This window comes from Kribbella sp. NPDC051952, assembly GCF_040680855.1.
Lineage (GTDB): Bacteria > Actinomycetota > Actinomycetes > Propionibacteriales > Kribbellaceae > Kribbella.
This window is the reverse complement of sequence record NZ_JBFAXQ010000002.1, coordinates 226672-245400: the sequence shown is the minus strand read 5'-3', so window position 1 is coordinate 245400 and position 18729 is coordinate 226672. Positions and strand designations below refer to the sequence as shown.

The 18729-nt window shown below is 68.9% G+C and carries 16 protein-coding genes; 11 read left to right on the top strand and 5 right to left on the bottom strand.

Annotation, left to right across the window (positions count from 1 at the left end; translation table 11 throughout):
- The first annotated feature begins 10 nt into the window (after positions 1-10).
- Positions 11-1210: an FAD-dependent monooxygenase gene (locus tag AB0L70_RS05845; RefSeq protein WP_363680454.1), complete on the top strand. Its 1200-nt coding sequence runs from the start codon at positions 11-13 to the stop codon at positions 1208-1210.
- Between the two features lie 20 nt (positions 1211-1230).
- Here the strand turns inward: AB0L70_RS05845 and AB0L70_RS05840 are convergent, their stop codons facing one another.
- Positions 1231-2715, bottom strand: coding sequence for an alkaline phosphatase family protein (locus AB0L70_RS05840; protein WP_363680452.1), 1485 nt, complete (start codon positions 2713-2715; stop codon positions 1231-1233).
- A gap of 226 nt (positions 2716-2941) precedes the next feature.
- Here AB0L70_RS05840 and AB0L70_RS05835 point away from each other — a divergent pair, with 226 nt between their 5' ends.
- Together AB0L70_RS05835 and AB0L70_RS05830 are read left to right on the top strand one after the other, a co-directional pair.
- Positions 2942-3862: a PASTA domain-containing protein gene (locus tag AB0L70_RS05835; protein WP_363680450.1), complete on the top strand. Its 921-nt coding sequence runs from the start codon at positions 2942-2944 to the stop codon at positions 3860-3862.
- Between the two features lie 3 nt (positions 3863-3865).
- Entirely contained in the window at positions 3866-4477 is a 612-nt protein-coding gene (locus tag AB0L70_RS05830) for a hypothetical protein (protein WP_363680448.1), read from the top strand.
- Between the two features lie 8 nt (positions 4478-4485).
- Here the strand turns inward: AB0L70_RS05830 and AB0L70_RS05825 are convergent, their stop codons facing one another.
- Positions 4486-6582, bottom strand: a complete 2097-nt coding sequence (locus AB0L70_RS05825) for a hypothetical protein (protein WP_363680446.1) — start codon at positions 6580-6582, stop codon at positions 4486-4488.
- Positions 6583-6766: 184 nt separating this feature from the next.
- On the opposite strand from AB0L70_RS05825, the gene AB0L70_RS05820 reads away from it, so the two are divergent.
- The 4 genes from AB0L70_RS05820 (at position 6767) to AB0L70_RS05805 (ending at position 12432) form a co-directional block, all read left to right on the top strand.
- Positions 6767-8263, top strand: a complete 1497-nt coding sequence (locus AB0L70_RS05820) for an alpha/beta hydrolase (protein WP_363680444.1) — start codon at positions 6767-6769, stop codon at positions 8261-8263.
- Positions 8264-8301: 38 nt separating this feature from the next.
- Positions 8302-9489, top strand: a complete 1188-nt coding sequence (locus AB0L70_RS05815) for a histidine kinase (protein ID WP_363680442.1) — start codon at positions 8302-8304, stop codon at positions 9487-9489.
- The gene (locus tag AB0L70_RS05810) at positions 9486-10133 is read left to right on the top strand and encodes a response regulator transcription factor (RefSeq protein WP_363680440.1); all 648 of its coding nucleotides are present in this window, start codon (positions 9486-9488) and stop codon (positions 10131-10133) included. Before AB0L70_RS05815 ends, AB0L70_RS05810 begins: the two co-directional genes overlap by 4 nt.
- A gap of 100 nt (positions 10134-10233) precedes the next feature.
- Positions 10234-12432 (top strand): FUSC family protein, encoded by a 2199-nt coding sequence (locus tag AB0L70_RS05805; protein ID WP_363680438.1) that lies wholly within the window; start codon positions 10234-10236, stop codon positions 12430-12432.
- Here the strand turns inward: AB0L70_RS05805 and AB0L70_RS05800 are convergent.
- The 3 genes from AB0L70_RS05800 to AB0L70_RS05790 form a co-directional block, all read right to left on the bottom strand.
- Positions 12422-13576, bottom strand: coding sequence for an SGNH/GDSL hydrolase family protein (locus AB0L70_RS05800; protein ID WP_363680436.1), 1155 nt, complete (start codon positions 13574-13576; stop codon positions 12422-12424). The two genes, AB0L70_RS05805 and AB0L70_RS05800, sit on opposite strands and share 11 nt — an antisense overlap.
- Positions 13573-14145 (bottom strand): WHG domain-containing protein, encoded by a 573-nt coding sequence (locus tag AB0L70_RS05795; protein ID WP_363680434.1) that lies wholly within the window; start codon positions 14143-14145, stop codon positions 13573-13575. Before AB0L70_RS05795 ends, AB0L70_RS05800 begins: the two co-directional genes overlap by 4 nt.
- A gap of 90 nt (positions 14146-14235) precedes the next feature.
- On the bottom strand, positions 14236-14607 hold the full coding sequence (locus AB0L70_RS05790) for an RNA polymerase-binding protein RbpA (RefSeq protein WP_130385606.1): 372 nt from the start codon (positions 14605-14607) through the stop codon (positions 14236-14238).
- A gap of 235 nt (positions 14608-14842) precedes the next feature.
- Here AB0L70_RS05790 and AB0L70_RS05785 point away from each other — a divergent pair, with 235 nt between their 5' ends.
- Genes AB0L70_RS05785 through AB0L70_RS05770 form a run of 4 tightly spaced genes read left to right on the top strand, consistent with a single transcriptional unit; the run spans position 14843 to position 18707 of the window.
- Positions 14843-16204, top strand: coding sequence for an HlyD family efflux transporter periplasmic adaptor subunit (locus tag AB0L70_RS05785; RefSeq protein WP_363680431.1), 1362 nt, complete (start codon positions 14843-14845; stop codon positions 16202-16204).
- A complete protein-coding gene (locus AB0L70_RS05780) occupies positions 16194-16886 on the top strand; it encodes an ABC transporter ATP-binding protein (protein ID WP_363680429.1) in 693 nt (230 codons plus the stop codon). The genes AB0L70_RS05785 and AB0L70_RS05780 overlap by 11 nt, the downstream gene beginning before the upstream one ends.
- Positions 16886-18115: an ABC transporter permease gene (locus AB0L70_RS05775; protein ID WP_363680427.1), complete on the top strand. Its 1230-nt coding sequence runs from the start codon at positions 16886-16888 to the stop codon at positions 18113-18115. Before AB0L70_RS05780 ends, AB0L70_RS05775 begins: the two co-directional genes overlap by 1 nt.
- Positions 18116-18128: 13 nt before the next feature.
- Complete coding sequence (locus tag AB0L70_RS05770) at positions 18129-18707, top strand: hypothetical protein (protein WP_363680425.1); 579 nt, start codon at positions 18129-18131, stop codon at positions 18705-18707.
- The last annotated feature ends 22 nt before the right edge of the window (positions 18708-18729 follow it).

Genomic DNA, 18729 nt, shown 5'->3' with positions numbered 1-18729 from the left:
TGTAATCATCATGCGGATTCTCATCTCCGGCGCCAGCGTCGCCGGTCCGGTCCTGGCGTACTGGCTGACTCAGCACGGGTTCGCGGTGACTGTGGTCGAGCGTGCGCCGACGGCGCGGAAGACCGGCGGCCACTCGGTCGACCTGTTCCGGCCGGCCGTGGAGATCTCGGAGCGGATGGGCGTGCTCCCACGGATCGAGGCGCTGGCGACCGACACCGACCGGATGACGCTGTGCCGGGAGGGCGTCGCCCGGCCCGTCAACGTCGACCTGGCCAAGGTCTTCAGCGGTACGTCGGACCGGCACGTCGAGATCATGCGCGACGATCTGAGCGAGATCTACCGCGACGCCACGCCGAACGATGTCGAGTACATCTTCGGCGACTCGATCACCGACATCTCGCCCGACGGCGAGGTGCGGTTCGAGCACGCCCCGCCGCGCCGCTTCGACCTGGTGGTCGGCGCCGACGGGCTGCACTCGAACGTACGCCGGCTCGTCTTCGGCGACGAGGCACAGTTCAGCAAGCACATCGGCCCGTACTTCGGGGTCGTGACGGTGCCCAACTTGTACGGCTTGGATCGCGAGCTCCGGATCCACACCGGCGTCGGACGCACAGCCGGTATCTATGCGGCGCGTAACGCCGGCGAGGCGCGGGCGCTGTTCCTGTTCCGGAGTGAGCGCGAGCTGGAGTACCACTATCGCGACGTACCCCGGCAGAAGGAGTTGCTGCGGGCAGCATTCACCGGGATGCATGCCGAGGTGGATCGCTGGCTGGAGGAACTCGACCGTACGCCGGCCTTCTATTTCGACTCGATCACCCAGCTGCACATGGACAGCTGGTCCCGCGGCCGGGTGACGCTGGTCGGAGACGCGGGCTATTGTCCGGGACCAGCCGTCGGCGGCAGTACGAGCCTGGCTGTGATCGGTGCGTACGTGCTCGCCGGTGAATTGGCGCGGGTCGACGGTGACCACGAGCGGGCGTTCCCTGCCTATGAGCGCGCGATGGCGGAGAACGTGCGGGGGAGCCGTGAGGTCGCCCTGAGCGCGGCCAAGACGTTGGTCCCCACCTCCCGTCTCGGTGTGTCAGGGCTGGCCCACGGCGCCCGCCTGGTCTCCGCGCTGCCGACCGCACTCAGCCGCGCGTTCCTCCAGCTGACCACGAAGAGCGCGCGGGTCTACAACTCGATGTCCGTAGCGAACTACGAGTCGTAGACCCGGCCCAGGTCGTGAGGTCAGTGGGGATGGGGACGGTGACCGGGCTCCTGGCGGGGCGGGGTCTGGTGAGTGCTGGGAATGGTCGGCAGGGGAAGTTGGGCCGCTTGGTACTGGGCCAGGTTGTATTGGCCGGTGGTGTCGGGCAGGACCGGCGCGTGGTGAGTGTCGTTGAAGCGGAACGCGCCGGTCAGGTCGCCGACGGTCTTGCGGCGCCAGGCGCTGATGTTGGTTTCCTTGACGCCGGTGATGCGTTCCAGGAAGCGCAGCTGTGACGTGTGGTCGGAGGTCTCGGAGAAGACATAGCCGCCGGTGGTCCAGGGCGACACGATGATGCATGGCACACGGAAACCCAGGCCGACGGGGAGGCCGCCGCCGACCTCGCCGGTGTTGGAGGTCTTGAAGACGAACTCGTCGGGGGTGCCAGGCTTCGGGGTCGGCGGCAGGACGTGGTCGAACATGCCGTCGTTCTCGTCGTACGACAGGATGAAGACGGTCTTGGCCCACACCTCGGGGTTGGCGGCGATCGCGTCAATCTTGCCGGCGACGAAGGTGGCGCCGGCGGCCGGGAGCGCGGACGGGTGCTCGTCGAAGCCGGACGGCGGCAGGATCCAGCTGACCGTGGGCAGTTGATCGTTCATCGCGTCGTACTCGAACTGGCCCAGCGGTTGCGTGGCGACGCCGTTGTCGTAGATCGGGTCGCCCGGCTGGGCGCTGCCGAACTGCTTCCACTTGCTGATCGCCGCGGAGCCGGTGAGACCGCCGGGCTGGCGGTAGATCTTCCAGCTGACGCCGGCCTGCTGCAGCCGCTCGGGGTACGTGGTCCAGCTGAACTGGTTCGTGGGTCCGCCGGTGGTCAGCGAGGGTCCGCCGGCCAGGCCGTTCGGGTCGAGCGTGCCCGACATCCACATGTGCCGGTTCGGGCCGGTCGGGCCGAGGACCGAGCAGTGGTACCCGTCCAGGATGGTGAAGTTCTCGGCCAGGGCGAACTGGAACGGGATGTCCTCGCGGGTGAAGTACCCCATCGTGTACTGGCCGTCGATGGCACCGTCGGAGGCCATATGGGCCGGCACCCAGTTGTCCATCTTCCCGCCGTTCAGCGCCTCGTGCTGAACCGTCCACTCGTGGCTCATCGACGGGATCGCCTGGGCGGCGGTGATCTTGGTGTTCAGCCGGTAGGGCAGCAGGTAGCCGTCGGGGTTGGACGGATCCGGCTGGTAGAAGACGTTCCGGCCGTTGGGCAGCCGGACGGCGTGCGGGTCGCTGAACCCGCGGACGCCGGACAGGGTGCCGTAGTAGTGGTCGAAGCTGCGGTTCTCCTGCATGAGCATGACGACGTGCTTGATGTCCCTCAGCCCACCGTGTTTCGGGGGCGGCGAGGCCAGCGCCGTACGAACGTTGGGCGGCAGCGCGAGCGAGGAGGCGGCGGCCAGGCCGGCCGCCGCGCTGGTGCCGAGCAGCCGGCGGCGGCTGATCCCGGTCGGCGCGTCGGAGGAGTCGTTCATGGGTCCTCACTTCTGGAAGCTGATGCGCCGAACGCTCGGCGCTGTGCCACCGTCGGACCGTGATGTAGCTCGCCGCGGATGCTGCGATGACCGCCGGGAGAACGGTTGTCGAGCAATTGCTTGTTGGACGTATCACGGCGCAGGGCTGTGGACTCCGAACCAATGAGTCCGCACCTCGGGTGGAACCGTTCCGCAGAACGGTTGCGGGCGCGAAGAAGGTACTGCGATGGCTGGGTTGCGCGCGGTCGGGGGCGGCCGGTGGTACGTGGGGGCGGTGGCGTGTGCGCTCGTGGTCCTGTTTGCTCTGACCACGACGGGGATCGCGCACGCCGCTGGCGACAGTACGGCGAGGCTTCGGCTGGACCGGTCCGAGGGGCCACCGGGCACCGTCGTGTTCGCGAGCATTCAGGGGTACGTCGATTGTGGCGCGGTCGAGATCTTCTGGGAGGGCGTCGAGGCGGCGGTCGGATCGGCCGTCGTGCCTGCGAGTGGGGCGGTTGACGTGCTGTTCTCCGTTCCGGCCGAGGCTACGGCGCAGAAGTACTCGATCACGTCGGTGTGCAAGACCAACCCGGAGCTGACCGACGACGATCTGTTCGTGGTGACCGCGGGAACTGTTACTCCCGGAACGGTGAAGCCGGAGACTGTGGCGCCGCAGTTGGTGCGGGTTCCGCGGGTGGTCGGGTTGAAGATCACCGACGCCGAGGCCAAGGTGTCCGCGGTCGGGCTGGTGCTGCGGGTGCCGGTCGACGTCGGAGACGTTGTCGACGGCCAGTCTCCGAAGGCCGGTTCGATGGTGGGCGTCGGTCACGTCGTACGGGTCACGACCGAGCAGGCGGCCGTGGCTCCGCAGCCGACTCCCAGCCCGACTGACGAGCAGCCGGTGGGGACTGCCTCGTCAGCCGAGTCATTCCCGTGGAGCGCAGTTCTGGTAGTGCTCGGCGTACTGATGGCTGGCACTATCACCTATCGCGTCGTCCGGTGGCGGCTGGACAAGCGATGGGTTCGCAACAACCTCCGGGTCGTCGTCCCACCCGCTCCGGCGCTCGATCCACAGCTGACGGAGTCCGACGCGGCGCCGCCGATGCTGGTCGTGCGGATCCAGCCGCACAAAGACGCAGGTATCCACATTCTTCAAGGGGGCTGACTGATGACCACTACGACGCTTGTCGACGATCGACCCGTGCACACTCCGCTGACTGCCAAGGCGCTCTTGTTCGGGGCCGGGTCCCAGACAGCCGAGGACGCGCTGGTCCGGGCGATCAGCCAGCACGACGCCAGCCGCACAGCTCTGCGGCGGGTCCGCCGGCTGTCCCGTTCGGCCGCCGGCATGGTCGACCGTGAGGTCGCCGCCGCAGCGGACGGTCTGCTGGAGATGGATCTCGCCGATGTCCTGCTCGCCGCCTGGCAGAAGCACTCCAAGCTGACCGAGGCCGCCGAACGCACGCTCGCCGACGGCAGCGAGGAGATCGTCAGCCTGACCGCTCACAGCATCAAGTCGACCTACTCACCACGCGTCGACCTGGTCGTGAACGGCGAGCTGATCCACTCGTTCAAGTTCGTCCTGGGAATCGTCGTAGAGGTCGCCTCCCTCGACGCCGTGGTCCAGGCCGGAACCCTGACGATGGTCCAAGGCGGCGAATGCGTCACCACAGCCACCCTGACCCTCGCCGGCGTACGCCTGGTCGGAGCGCGCCAATCCATCAGCCTGAACCTAGCCGTCCATCTCCAGTCACCCCACCCACTGACCGCCGCCGCCTGACCACCGCATCAGAAGTCGAGTTCGATGTGGGTGCCGGTGGGGTCGCCGGGGTGGTGGAGCCAGAGGATGCCGGCGTTGTAGTGGGGGACGACGGTGGTGGGGCGGATGGCTTTGGGTTCGGTGGGGGTGCGGAGGGCGGTGGTTACCTGGACGCCGCGTGGGGCCTCGGAGGTGAACTGGAGGGTGGAGTCGGTTTGTTGCCAGTCGACGATGCGGCTGGCGGAGGCCAGGAGGGGTTCGTCGTCGTAGCTGAGGTCGCGGAGCCAGGTGAGCTCGCCGGGGCCCAGCTCGCGCTTCGTGACGAGGCCGAGTTGTGGGTCGAGGAGGTCGAGGTAGTTGCCTTCGACAACATGTGTGCCGCCGGCTTCCTCGAGTACGGCACCGATCAGGTACGGGCCGCGTTGGACGGAGAGCCAGTTGGTCGGCGTCCAGCTGTGGCCACCTGCCTCGGCCAGCTCGCGGATTGCCGCAACCAGTTCGGCGGCGCGCTCGGGTGATTCGGTGAAGTCAGCAGGGCGGGTCGGGAGGAAGCGGACCCGGCCTGCGCCGATCGGCTGGATGCCGTCGTGCTTGGGGTCGGCGCCGAGTGCCTCGGCCAAGTGATCGACGCAGGTGTCGTAGCGACCCGTCCACCAGGAGCGGATCTCGTGATACGGGTCGGCGCCGTCGCCGACGTACAGGAGACTGCCGCCACGGTTGACCCAGCCGGCCAGCGCGTAATGGATACCGGGGGCCAGCGGCTTCTGGAACTCGTAGCTCAGGACGAGTACGTCGACATCGTCCAGTGCATCGGGAGTGTCGAGCACGTTCTCGAGCTGGACCGGCCAGACCTTCTGGCCCTCGTACAGCGGTGGCAGGGCGAGACCGTAGAAATCGGAGAAGTGCAGCTGCTCGCGCCCTTCGAGCGCCAGCGCATCCTGCAGACCGTCGTAATGTCCACTGTCGCCACCCGGCGACCAGCGCTGGAACATGGCGGTGTCCGAGAGCACGACCCCGATCCGCGGTCCTTCGTTGGCCCAGCGGACCTCCGGCTGGTCCAGATCACGGAGGCTGTTCATCGCGATCAGGTAGCTGGTGGCGGTGTCCGGCGGGATCGGCTGCCGTTCGGTGGATCCCTCGCGCAGGTAGGGCCGGTTGAAGATCCGGTTCGGCCACGGCGCCACCTCGTACCGCGAGACGCCCGGGTGCAGCAAGGACGCGACGAGCGTGCGCTGGTAGTTGGCCAGGTAGTCCTCCCAGGTGCGGTCCGGGTGATCCTCGATCGGGTCGTGCAGGAACCACATCCGCCGGTCGGTGCCGCGGGTGAGGTCCTGGGCGATCCCGTACTCCAGGTACGCCGTCTCAAAGGTGCGCTCGGCAACCTTCCCGGCGTACACGTTGGGCGTCCGGGAGGTGCCGGTCCAGACCTGCGCGATGGCGCCGTCGATCGAGGGCAGGGTCCGCAGGCGTGATTCGGGGCTGATGATCTGCCATTGGGTGTAGTTCAGCAGGCTGTGGGTCGGGACGTAGAAGCGGACCTGACGGCCCAGCTTCAGGGCCTCGTCGCGCAGTACGGACGTCACCCGGTCGAGACTCCTGGACAGCAGGTGCTGCTTGAGCTGCCCGGCGCGGAAGTGCGCTTCGGGGGTGCTGTGGGGCGGCTGCCACTCCTCGCCGAAGAACGCCTGCCATTCGCGCTTGAACGACTCTGAATAGCCCGCGCGGGCCCAGAACTCCGGCTCCTCGAGGTGGATACCTTCGACCCCGAGTTCGATGATCGGGCGGAGCTTCTGCACCAGGTACTCGGTGAAGCTGAACGTCGGGACCATGTACGGAATGTCCGTGCTCTTGCCATGCAGGATCGGCGACCCGTCACCCGCGGCCTGCGCGTCCGCCCAGTGGTCCGAGCCGTCCCACCGCCCGTCCAGATAGTCCTGATAGGTGCCCCAGGAGATGCCGGTCATCAGGTGGACCCGATACCCGGCTTCCCGCCACCGGGCGATCCGCTCCGGTGTGCTGTCGTTGAGCCCGTAGACCATGACGAAGTCGGTCCGTAGATCGATCGTCTCGTCGTATGCCGCCTGCTCCTGGAATCCGGTCGCCTCGCGCTGCTTGTCGTCCGTCATAGCCATCAACCCTGACCGCTCCGGCGCGCGGGCGCCAGTCCGGCGTCAGGATCCGGCCAGTTGCTGCGAGCAACCGCAACCGGTCTCGTACTTTCGGTCGATACGGGGATGGTCGCCGGGTTGATGTGGGGGCGTGCGGGTTCGCGAAGACTCGTCACGTCCACAGCGCCTCCCGGAGGGAACCATGAAACGTCAAGCCGCTGCCTTGACCATTGCTGTCGCCGCGTTGGCGGCCGCACTGGTTCCGGCAGCCTCGCAAGCCGAGTCGCAAGAACCGTCGAGTTCCATCCAGTGGGACAAGTGCCCGCCGGAGATCTCGCCGGTGCCGATCCCGGACGGGATGCAGTGCGGCACGCTGAAGGTTCCGCTCGACTACCGCGCCCCGAACGGCCGGATGATCGATATCGCCGTCTCGCGGCTCCCGAGCAAGAAGCCGGAGAAGCGGCGGGGGATCCTGCTCACCAACCCCGGCGGCCCGAGCCCCGGCCAGAACTACCCGGCCTTCCTCGTCGCGACCGGTCTTCCGCAAAGCGTCCTCAACAGCTATGACGTGATCGGGATGGACCCGCGCGGAATGGGCAAGAGTACGCCGGTGTCGTGTGACCTCACCCCGGCACAACAGCTGCTCGGCAACATCCCGCCGTACGCGCGCAACGCCGCCGACGTGACCAAGCGGGCGGCCGAGGTGAAGCAGATCGCCAAGCAGTGCGCGGCGTCGAAGACCGCCTGGATGCTCCCGCACGTCAGCGCCGCGAACACCGCCCGCGACATGGACCGGATCCGGGTCGCGCTGGGCGAGTCGAAGATCTCGTACGACGGTGCTTCCTGGGGGACGTACCTCGGTGCGGTCTACACCACCCTGTTCCCGGAGCGCAGCGACCGGATCGTGCTGGACAGCAACATGGGGCCGGGCGGGTGGGACTACCCGAGCGACCGGCTGTTCGGACGGGGTTTCGCGGACCGCTTCCCGGACTTCGCGGAGTTCGCCGCGGCCAACCACCGCGAGTACGGCCTGGGCCGCACGCCGGCTCAGGTGACCGTGAAGTACCACGAGCTCGCAGCACGGCTGGACAAGAAACCGGTGACAGCGCCCGACGGTACGAAGATCGACGGCACCGTGTTCCGGCTGACCACCTTCGGGATGTTGTACGGTCCGACGCAGCTGCCGGTCCTCGCCGAGGGATGGAAGGCGCTGGACGCGAACCAGCCGCCGCCACCGCTGCCCGTGGGCGGCGACATGGACCCGAACAACCTGATCTCGGCTCGCTACTACATGATCTGCAACGACTCGCGCTGGCCGACGTCGGTCGGGACCTACCAGCGCGGCGTCGCCGTCGACCGGATCCGCTACCCGATGTTCGGGGCGGCCGGGGCCAACATCCAGCCCTGTGCGTTCTGGCCGGACCCGACCGAGCCGCCGGTCCGCGTCACCGACGACGGCCCGTCGAACGTCCTGATGGTGCAGAATCTCCGCGACCCGGCGACACCGCTGGCCGGAGCCCGGCAGTTGCGGCAGGCGTTCGGTGGGCGTGCCACGATGGTCACGGCCGACCAGGGCGGCCACGGCGTCTACCCGCTGGGCAAGAACCGCTGTGCGAGCCATGCGGTGACAGCCTTCCTGACCACCGGCGAACGCCCGGAGCGCGACTACAACTGCTCCGCCGACGCCGAACCGCACTGACAGCGCACATCCATGACCAGCGAAAGGACGACGACCCGGTGCCCCTCGCCACCAACCGGCTACTGCGCCTCGGCCTGGTCAGCACCGAGGTCGTCCTCCTGGTCGGCCTCAACGCCGACCAACTCGTACGACGGATTCTGCTGAACGAATCGCGTCCGGCCGGCGAGATCCCGTACTTCGTCGTCGGCGCGGTGATCGGGGCGCTCGCGCTGCTCCGGCGCCGTTACCCCCAGCGGCTCGGCCAGCTCGCAACGGCCGCGATCACCCTGTCCTTGCTGTGCACGCTCGCCGGTTTCCTGCTGAAGCCCGGCGCGAAGCTGGCCGGTGACATCGAGACCCTTGGGTTAATCCTGCTGATCGGAGCGAGCTGCCACCGGTTACGATCGCGCCCGGCCGTCCTCGTCGCGGTGTTCGGCGGGCTGGCCGTCGTGGTCGCTCCGCTGCTGCGGTACGGCATCGACTCGGTCAGCCTCAGCGTCGCGGTCCTCTGGGCGTTCCTGTGGGCGGGCAGCGTCTCGGTCGGACTGATGTTGCGCGACGGCGTTGCTCGCCGCGAAGCCGCGCTGGCCGCTGCCCGCGCCCGGGAACGACAGATGCTGGCCAGAGAGCTGCACGACCTGGTGGCGCATCACATCACCGGCGTCGTCGTCCGGACCCAGGCCGCGCAGTTGATGCTTGCCGACGGCACGGAGCGGGAGTTGCTCGAAGAGATCGAACGCGCCGGCGCCGAGGCCCTCGGTGCGGTACGGCGGTTGGTGATGATGCTGCGGAGCCCCGAGGAGCAGCTGCCGCCGACGGCCGGCGACCTGGTCGAGACGATCGAGGCCGCGGTGGAAGGAGATCAGGGCGTCACGTTGCGATTGGCTCCCGAACTGGCGGACCTCGCGGTTGCCCCGGAGACGGTGTCGACCGTGCACCGCGTCGTACTCGAGTCGCTGACCAACGTGCGCAAGCATGCGCCGGAGGCGCGCCGCGTGACGGTCGCCGTGGAGCCGACCGGCGACTGCCTGCTGGTCGAGGTGTGGAACGACGGACTGCGACAGGGCCGGCATCGTCGCATTGCGGACGGCTACGGACTGGTCGGCATGAGCGAACGGATCGCCGCGTTGGACGGAAGGCTGACCGTCGGCGAGGACGGTGAGAACGGGTGGCGGGTTCGCGCTGAGCTGCCGCTGCCGGGTGGTGTCGTGGCGGCGCTGCCGCTGGAGGAGGGACGAGTGGAATGACGCTGCGAGTATTGCTCGCCGACGACCAGGCGCTGGTGCGGACCGGGTTCCGGCTGATCCTGGAACGGGAGTCCGGCATCGAGGTGGTGGCGGAGGCCGAGGACGGCAAGCGTGCGGTGTCGCTCGCTCAGGAGCTGCGACCGGACGTCACGCTGATGGACATCCGGATGCCGCTGATGGACGGGCTGGCCGCGACGCGGCTGCTGGCGGGTCCCGGTGTTGCCGATCCGCTGCGGGTGCTCGTCGTCACGACGTTCGATCTCGACGAGCTCGTTCATGAGGCACTCCGGTCCGGCGCCTGTGGGTTCCTGCTGAAGGATGCCGGCCCGAGGCTGCTGGTCGAGGCAGTGCACGCCGCGGCCAACGGTGAGTCGCTCGTCTCGCCGTCGATCACCACCCGGCTGCTGGCCCATTTCACCACCCCGAGCCGCCGCCCCCGCCGCCCCGAACCCGCGCTGACCGACCGCGAACTCGACATCATCAAGGCCGTCGCCCGCGGCCGCACGAACGCCGAGCTGGCCACCGAGATGATGATCTCCTTGTCCACCGTGAAATCCCACCTCGGCTCGGTCCAACGCAAGATCGCCGCCCGCAACCGCACCGAGATCGCCGTCTGGGCCTGGGAGTCCGGCCTGATGCGCTAGCCGGTCAGCACGCGGCCGGCGATCTCGAGCGCCGGATCCGTTGCGATCCAGCTGACCTTGTCGGCATGCTTCGTTTGTGCGGAGCCTCGGCAGTCGGATCGTGACGTGGTTGCGAGGCCGGGATCCTGGGTTGGCTGCGACCCGGCGGGCTGCCCGGACCGCGTTGGTGATGCCGGTGTTGTTCGCGTTCTGTGCCGAGGTACTGCGTTCGCCGGTGGTGGGGACGTTTGCTGCGTTCGGGGCGTTTGCGATGCTGCTGCTCGTCGACTTCTCGGGGCGCACGGTTCAGCGGATCCGGGCTCAGGTTCAGCTCGCGCTGGCGTGGCTGCTACTCGTGTCGCTGGGCACGCTCGCAGGTCAGTCCGTGTGGACGGCGATCGCGGGCACGGTTGTTGTCGGCTTCGCCGTACTGTTCGCCGGAGTGGTCAGCTCGGTGCTGGCGGGTGCCAGTACGTCGTTGCTGCTGGCATTCATCCTCTCGGTGGCCACGCCCGCGCCGTTGTCGATGCTGCCGGACCGGCTCGCCGGGGTCGCGATTGCGGGAGTCGCAGCGGTTCTCGCCGTCTGGTTCCTGTGGCCGAGAGCGGCGGTCGACCCGCTCGGGGCACCTGCGGCTCGGGTCTGCCGAGCCGCTGCGATGCAGCTCCGCGCCGAGGCGAGCGACGCCCTCGAGGTCTGCACCCGCCGGACCGAAGAGACAGCGACGCTCACCGATGCGTTGCGGCGTACCTTCACCGCGACGCCGTATCGGCCGACGGGCTTGTCCACCGGGTCGAGGGCATTCATCCGCCTGGTCGACGAGCTCACCTGGCTGAGCACGATCCTCGGCGAGTCGGCTCCCGTCAGCGCTCGGGGCGCAGCGAGCGATCCGGACTCGTCCACGGTTCACTTCGCGGCTGCGACCGTACTCGATCTCTGTGCGGACCTCTTGGAGGATCCGACGCGTACGCCGGACCAGTTGGCTATCGCGGCCGAGTCACTGCGGGACGCGGTCAGCACGCTCGAAAAGGGCGCGGTGTCCCGGCTGCCGTCGAGCGAGCCCGGGTTCCTCGGCAGCCTCAGCGTCTCCTTCCGCGCGCAGGAGCTCGCGTTCGGCGTCATGCTGATTGCGCAGAACGTCGAGGCCGCCCGCGTCGCCGATCAGCGCGGCTGGACGGATCGGCTGCTCGGCCGGGAGCCGGGCTCGCTCACGCGCCCGCTCGCCACCGCCGCGGAACGCGCCGCCGCGCACCTCGAGCCGCACTCGGTCTGGCTGCACAACAGCATTCGCGGCGCGGCCGGGCTCGCAATCGCCGTCGCGGTGGCGAACCTAACCGGCGTACAACATGGCTTCTGGGTCATCCTCGGCGCGTTGTCGGTGCTGCGCTCCAACGCACTCAACACCGGGCAGAACGCCTACCGCGCGATCGGCGGCACGGTCGTCGGCTCGCTCGTGGGCGCCGGCCTGCTGGCCCTCATCGGTGAGAACACCAAGGTCCTGTGGATCCTGCTCCCGATCGCGGTGCTGGGCGCGGGCATCGTCCCGGCCGCCGTCTCGTTCGCGACCGGCCAGGCGGCCTTCACCGTCACGCTGGTGATCCTGTTCAACATCGCCCAGCCGGAAGGTTGGTCGCTCATCCTGTTCCGGATCGAGGACATCGCCATCGGCTGCGCCGTGAGCGTGCTCGTCGGCCTGCTGTTCTGGCCGCGCGGCGCGTCCGCCGCCGTCGGCAAGGCGCTGTCGGAGGCGTACGTCGACAGCGCCAACTACCTCGTCGGAGCGGTCGGGTACGCCGTCTCCTGTTGCGCACCCGGCTCCCGCCCGACCACCCCGCAGGACGGTCGCCGGGCAGCGGCCGCGGCCCGCCGGCTCGATGACGCCTTCCGCACGTACCTCGCCGAGCGCGGACCCAAGCCGATCCCGCTGAGTGAAATGACCGCACTCGTCACCGGCGTCGTCGCGGTCCGCTTGGGGGCGGACGCCGTACTCGAGCTGTGGGACCGGTACGCCGATGGCCGGCCACCGTCCGACGACCGGGCCGCCGCCCAGTCCGCGCTGCTCACGATGGCCGACCGCCTGCTCGACTGGTACACCACCCTCGCCACCGCGCTCGAAGGCCAAGGCGAGGTCCCCGAGCCGCTGAAGCCCGACCACGAGACCAAGGCCCGCCTGATCGAGACAGTCCGCCGTGACCTGTACGACGCCGACGGCAAGGCATCGCCGACCGCGATCCGGATCCTCTGGACGATCGATCACCTGGAGGTCGTACGCCGCCTCCAAACCAGCCTGGCCCCGGCCGCAGTCGGCGCTACTGGCTGAACGGACCCTTCTGCGCGAAGGCGTGATCGGTGAAGCGGGTGGCCATCGTCTCGTGGGTTTCCGCGGCCGGGTGCAGGTCGTCGGGGAGGGGATGGGCGGCGTTGTCGGCCTCGCCGTACAAGGTGCGGCCGTCCAGGTAGTGGAGATTCGGGTCGTCCGTGGCGCGCTGGGCGACGATGCAGGCCAGCTCCGTGCGGATCACCGAGAGCGTGAGCTTGCCGGCGGCAACCTCTTCGGGATCGCCGGTGGCGGCGAAGGCGAGCTTGCCCTCGGCCAGGGCGGTGAGGTCCCAGCCGGTGGGGCCGGGCGTGTTCTCGTGGATCGGGCAGAGGATGGGGGAGATGACCAGGAGCGGCGTGTCCGGGTGACCGTCGCGGATGGTGTCGAGGAACCCGTGGACAGCCGGAGTGAAGGAGCGCAGCCGGAGAGAGTCGGTGTTGATGATGTTGATGCCGAGCTTCACGCTGATCAGATCCGCGGGCGTGTCGCGGATGGTCCGCGCGAAGAAGGGCTGGAGGAACGCGCTGCCGGCGAAGGCCAGGTTGACGAGTTCCACGCCGGCCTGAGCGGCGGCGAGGGCGGTCCAGGTGCCGGTCGGGTGGGACGCGTTGGAGCCATGGCTGATCGAGCTGCCGTGGTGGACCCATACCCGCTTCCCGCTGCGGACCGCCTCGACCGGGGCATCGGTGCGCAAGGCAACGAGTTCGGTGGTCTCGTCGTGCGGCAGCCAGATCTCGACGGTTTTCGGTACGGCGGGGAGATCGGCGAACCGGAGCGTGGACGGGTCACCGGGCTGGGTTGTCGAGCTGCCTGTGGCCAGGTCGATCGTGATCACGTCGCCGCCCGGTGCACTCGCCTGCGCAACCAGCTCGCCGTCGACGAGTACGTCGTACACGCCTTCCGGCCGTGGGGGAGCGCCGACGTAATCCCGCTTGGTCGGCAGGGTCTCCAGCTCGATCACCGTCGCCGGGGTCCGGAAGACCAGCCGTACCCCGGACGGCTGGGACTCGGCCATCTCGAGCTGTCCGTCGTCGTACTGCTGCCGCGCCCAGTCGGGTAGCCGGTGCGGTCGCAGGCCGCGCTCGGTGGGCTCGATCGAGAGCGCGCCGCGCAGGAGGTCGAGGGTGATGGGGATGGTGATCACGATGAGGTCCAGTCGCTGAGGAGGGTGTCGAGGGCGTCGAGGATGCGCGGCCAGCTCTCGGAGCTGTCGGGTTTGCTGTGGCTGAAGGAGCCGGCGAGCTCCAGGCTGACGTAGCCGTGGAAGACGCTGCCGAGGAGCCGAATCGCATCCGTCTGAGCGGGCTCACCGAGGTCGTACCCGCGCAGGATCGCCCGGGTCATCTCGGCGTGCCGGCCCCCGGCCGCAAGGAAGTCGGCTGACGCGGAGGCAGGGTTGAACCGGGCCGCCGCATAGCGGCCGGGATGCTCGTGGGCGTAGTCGCGGTATACGTTCGCCAGAGCGATGAGGGCATCGCGACGAGCCCGGCCGGCGAGCGCCTCGGCCCCCAACTCGGCCAGTTCCTGCAGCGCGACCACCGCGATCCGGGCCTTCAGATCCGCCGAGCTCTTCACATGCGAATACAGACTCGCGACCTGTACGTCGAACCGCCGGGCCAGCGCGGACACGGTGACCTGGTCGAAGCCGACCTCATCGGCCAGCTCGGCGCCTGCCTGCGCCAGCCGCTCGGTCGTCAGTCCCGCTCTTGCCATAACTCATTATGTGCAAACCTAAAGTCTTTAGGCAAGCCGGGCCATGAAAGAGCCCCCACCGCGCCATTGCGGTGAGGGCACTCCAGTACGTCAGGCCGTGCGCTTGGTCCGGTGCAGGTGCGCCGGGCCGATTTCGCCCTTGCGGAGCAGATCGACCCGCTCGGCCAGCAGCTCCTCGAGCTCCGAGATGCTCCGGCGCTCGCGCAGCATGTCCCAGTGCGTACGAGCCGGCTTCTCCTGCTTCGGCTCCGGCTTCTCACCGGTCGAACGGGCGGCCTCGCTGCCGCAGTGCGGGCACTCCCAGATTGCGGGCACCTCGGCGTCATGCGCCATCGTGACCTCGACCACATGGCCGCGGGGGCAGTCGTACGTGATCATCTGGCGGGGAGCGAACTCAACACCACGGTCATCCTCGAAGCTGACCCCACCCAGCCCCGAACCACGCAGTACGCGATTAGACATGTCAAACCTCCGAGATCGTCATCCGTGCCAACGGTCGGCCGGCCCGGATCATTCCCATTTTGGCATGCCCGAGCCGTATGTACGCACCTGACAGCACCGTCGTGACGCCCTGTCATCAAGCGTTCACACATCACGGTGTGTCGCCAACCGTCCGACATACGACGTACGAACTTCACAGCCAGTTGCCAGGAAGCCAGGATCAGTTCCTCAGCAAGCGGCCCTAGCGTCTGCGTCCATGGTGCTACCCCGCCACAAGCTCCGTGGCCTCAGCGTGCTCAACGTGGCCTTGGTGGCCATCGTCCTGGCCATCGCCATCACGGCGTACTTCCTCTTCTTCCGCAAGGACCAGCCGGCCGCGAGTGCGACCCGCCCGACCGTGGCGGTGGCCCGGGGCGACGTCACGGCGAGCGTGAGCTCGAGCGGCACTTTGCAGAGTTCCCAGACCGCTTCACCGCAGTTCGAGACGTCCGGCACGGTCACCCAGATCCTGGTGAAGGTCGGGCAGGTCGTGGCCAAGGGCGCCGCGATCGCGAAGGTCGATCCGGCCGCGGCCGAGCGCCAGCTCCGGATCGCCGACCAGAACCAGATCGCCGCCGCCAACTCGGTGACCGCGGCGGAGGAGTCGCTCAGCGACGCCGAGGACGCGGCCGACGCAGCCGAGGAGGCCGCCGCCTCGCCGACACCCACTCCGACGAACGGTCAGCAGCAGACCCAGACCCAGAACCAAGGTCAGAGCCAGAGCCCGGAAGTTGCCGTCAGCAACGCTGAGGCGAGTCTGGCCCGGGCGAAGGCGGACAAGGAACAGGCCGACCAGGACGTCGACGGGGCCCAGGCCGCAGTCGACGCGACCACTCTGAAGGCGCCGATCGCCGGCACGATCACCGCCGTCAACGGCACGGTCGGCTCGGTCGCCGGCGGATCCAGTACAGGTTCAGGGTCGAACTCGAGCACCGGTTCAGGCTCGACCTCAGGTCAAGGTTCAGGGTCAACGACCTCGAGTACGACGACAACCTCAGGCTCCGGCTTCGTCGACATCTCGGACCTCAAGTCGCTCCAGGTCGTAGCCGCGTTCGCGGAGGCCGACGCGATCAAGATCAAGGCCGGCCAGTCCGCCACCGTCACCCTCAACGCCGAACCAGGTACGACGCTCACCGCATCACTGGCGTCCGTCTCGCCGACCCCGACCACCACCAACGGCGTCGTCTCGTACTCGGCCACCTTCTCGCTGGCCAAGCTCCCGGCCAACGCCCGCATCGGCCAGACCGCGAACGTCACCGTCCAGACCGCGAAGGCCGCCAACGTCCTGTACGTCCCGAGTACCGCGATCGCCACCAGCGGTACGACGTACACCGTGACGATGGCCGACGGCGGCGGGACGCGCGAGGTGAAGGTCGGCGTTCGCGGTGGCAGCTTCACGCAGATCACCTCCGGCCTGACCGAGGGCGAGCAGATCGAGCTGCTCCAGGGCACAATCGGCGGCACCACGGGCCAGACCGGCCAGGGCCGGCAGGGTCAGTTCGGTCAGGGTCAGATCGGGCAGGGGCAGTTCCCGACCGGCGGTGGACAGTTCCCGGGCGGGGCCAACCGTGGCCGCTGACGCACTGATCGACATCCGGGGCGTCACCAAGACCTATGGCAGCGGCGAGACCGCGGTGCACGCGCTGCGCGGTGTGTCCCTGCGGGTCGAGGCCGGCGAGTACGTCGCGGTGATGGGCTCATCCGGATCCGGCAAGTCGACGCTGATGAACATCCTGGGGTGCCTGGACGTCCCGAGCCGCGGCGAGTACTGGCTGGACGGCAGCAACGTGGCCCGGCTGACCGAGGATCAGCAGGCGCTCGTCCGTGGCCGCAAGATCGGGTTCATCTTCCAGTCGTTCAACCTGATCCCGCGGACCACCGCGCTCGCGAACGTCGAACTCCCGCTCACCTACGCCCACCTTCGCCGGGCCGAACGACGCGAACGGGCCGGCCGCGCGCTCGACCTGGTCGGCCTGTCCGATCGCTCCAACCATCGGCCGAACCAGCTGTCCGGCGGTCAGCAACAGCGGGTCGCGATCGCCCGGGCACTGGCGACCGGCCCGCGGATCCTGCTCGCCGACGAGCCGACCGGCAACCTCGACGCGCACTCGACCGACGAGGTGCTCGGCATGTTCGACCACCTCAACGCCGAGGGCCGCACGGTCGTGGTGATCACCCACGAGCATGATGTGGCTGCCCGGGCCCGGCGGCTGATCCAGGTCGCGGACGGCCGGATCGTCGCGGACGAGGTGACCCGCTGATGTCACCTCGCGATCTGATGGGTGCCGCCCTGCGCGGCCTCAGTGCGAACAAGCTCCGTTCCCTGCTGACCGTCCTCGGCGTCTCGATCGGAGTCGGTGCGGTCATCGTGCTGGTTGCGGTCGGCAACGGCTCGGGCAAGGCGGTACAGGCTCGGCTGGAGGCGATGGGCACGAACCTCCTGACTGTCTCGACGACCGGCGGTGGCGGTGGCTTCCAGCGCGGCCAGGCCGGGCCGGCGGCGCAGCAGTACAGCCTGACCCTCGACGACGCCACCGCACTGGCCGACGCTCGGCTCGCGCCGGACGTGGCCGCGGTCGCCCCGGTGATGACGAGCAGCGGTACGGCGACCAACGGCGACACCAGCTACACCGTCAACCAGGTGATCGGTACGACGCCGGCGTACCTGCCGGCCACCAACACACCGGTCGGGACCGGAGACTCGTTCACCCAGGCGGACGTCGACACCTCGCAGCGGGTCATCCTCCTCGGCCAGACGACCGCGACCGAGCTGTTCACCCGGCCCGCGAGCGCGGTCGGCCAGACGATCAAGCTCGGGGCCGTCGACTTCGTCGTCCGTGGGGTGCTGGCGAGCAAGGACAGCACAGGGTTCTCGGATCCGAACGCGACCGCGATCGTGCCGATCAGCACGCTGCGCGCGACCCAGGCCGGGTACGGCGCGCTGAATCAGATCGTCGTACAGGCGTCTGACACGGATCGGGTCGACACCGCGCAGGCCGAGGTCACGCAGTTGCTGACGGCGCGGCACCAGGTGCCGACCGATCAGACATCGCCGTTCCGGATCACGAACTCGGCGCAGATCCTGCAAACCAGCCAGGACACGGCCAAGACCTTCACCGCGCTGCTGGCCACGGTCGCCGCGATCAGCCTGGTCGTCGGCGGGATCGGGGTCACCAACATCATGCTGGTCACCGTCACCGAGCGGACGCGCGAGATCGGTATCCGCAAGGCGCTCGGTGCGCGGCGGCGGACGATCCTCGGGCAGTTCCTGATCGAGGCGACCCTGCTCAGCCTGATCGGTGGTGCGGTCGGGGTGGCGGCCGCGCTGATCGTCACCCGCTTCCAGTTGGCCGGCGTCCAGCCGGTCCTGGTGCCGTCGTCGATCGGACTCGCGCTCGGCGTGTCCGCGGCGGTCGGCCTGTTCTTCGGCAGCATGCCGGCCCATCGGGCTGCCGGTCTTCGTCCCATCGACGCACTACGACACGAGTGAGAGGCCCTTCCGTATGAGCAACCAGACGCCCGACGACGAGTTCGCCCAGATCGGGTCCGACGAGGAGGTCGACGCGGCGCTGACGCCGAAGAAGAGCCTCAACCTGCCGCTGGCGACGGCGATCCTGGCCGGCATCGTCGTACTGGCGATCGGCCTGGCCGGCGGCGCCGGGCTGCACGCGGCCTTCGCCTCGGACAACACGTCGCCGCAAGCGCAGGGTGGCCGCGGTACCGGCGCCGGCGGGTACGGCGGCTTCCGCGGTGGCTACGGTCAGGGGCAAGGCCAAGGTCAGGGTCAGGGCCGGCAGGCGCCGGGTGGTCCGGGCGGTGGCGCCGCGATCGGGACGGTGGTGTCGGCGACGGGCAAGGAGCTCGTGGTGAAGACGCAGAACGGCAACGTCACGGTCAAGCTGACCGGCGACACGACGTACGAGATCACCTCGAAGGGCACGGCCGCCGACCTGAAGGCCGGCGAGCAGGTCGTCGTCGCGGGCCAGAACGCCAACGGCACCATCACCGCCAACACGGTCCGCCAGGGCGGCACGGCCTTCCCCGGCGGTTTCCGCAACCCGACCGCCACGCCGTCGAAGTAACCCTTGATCCGTGCGCCCGGCC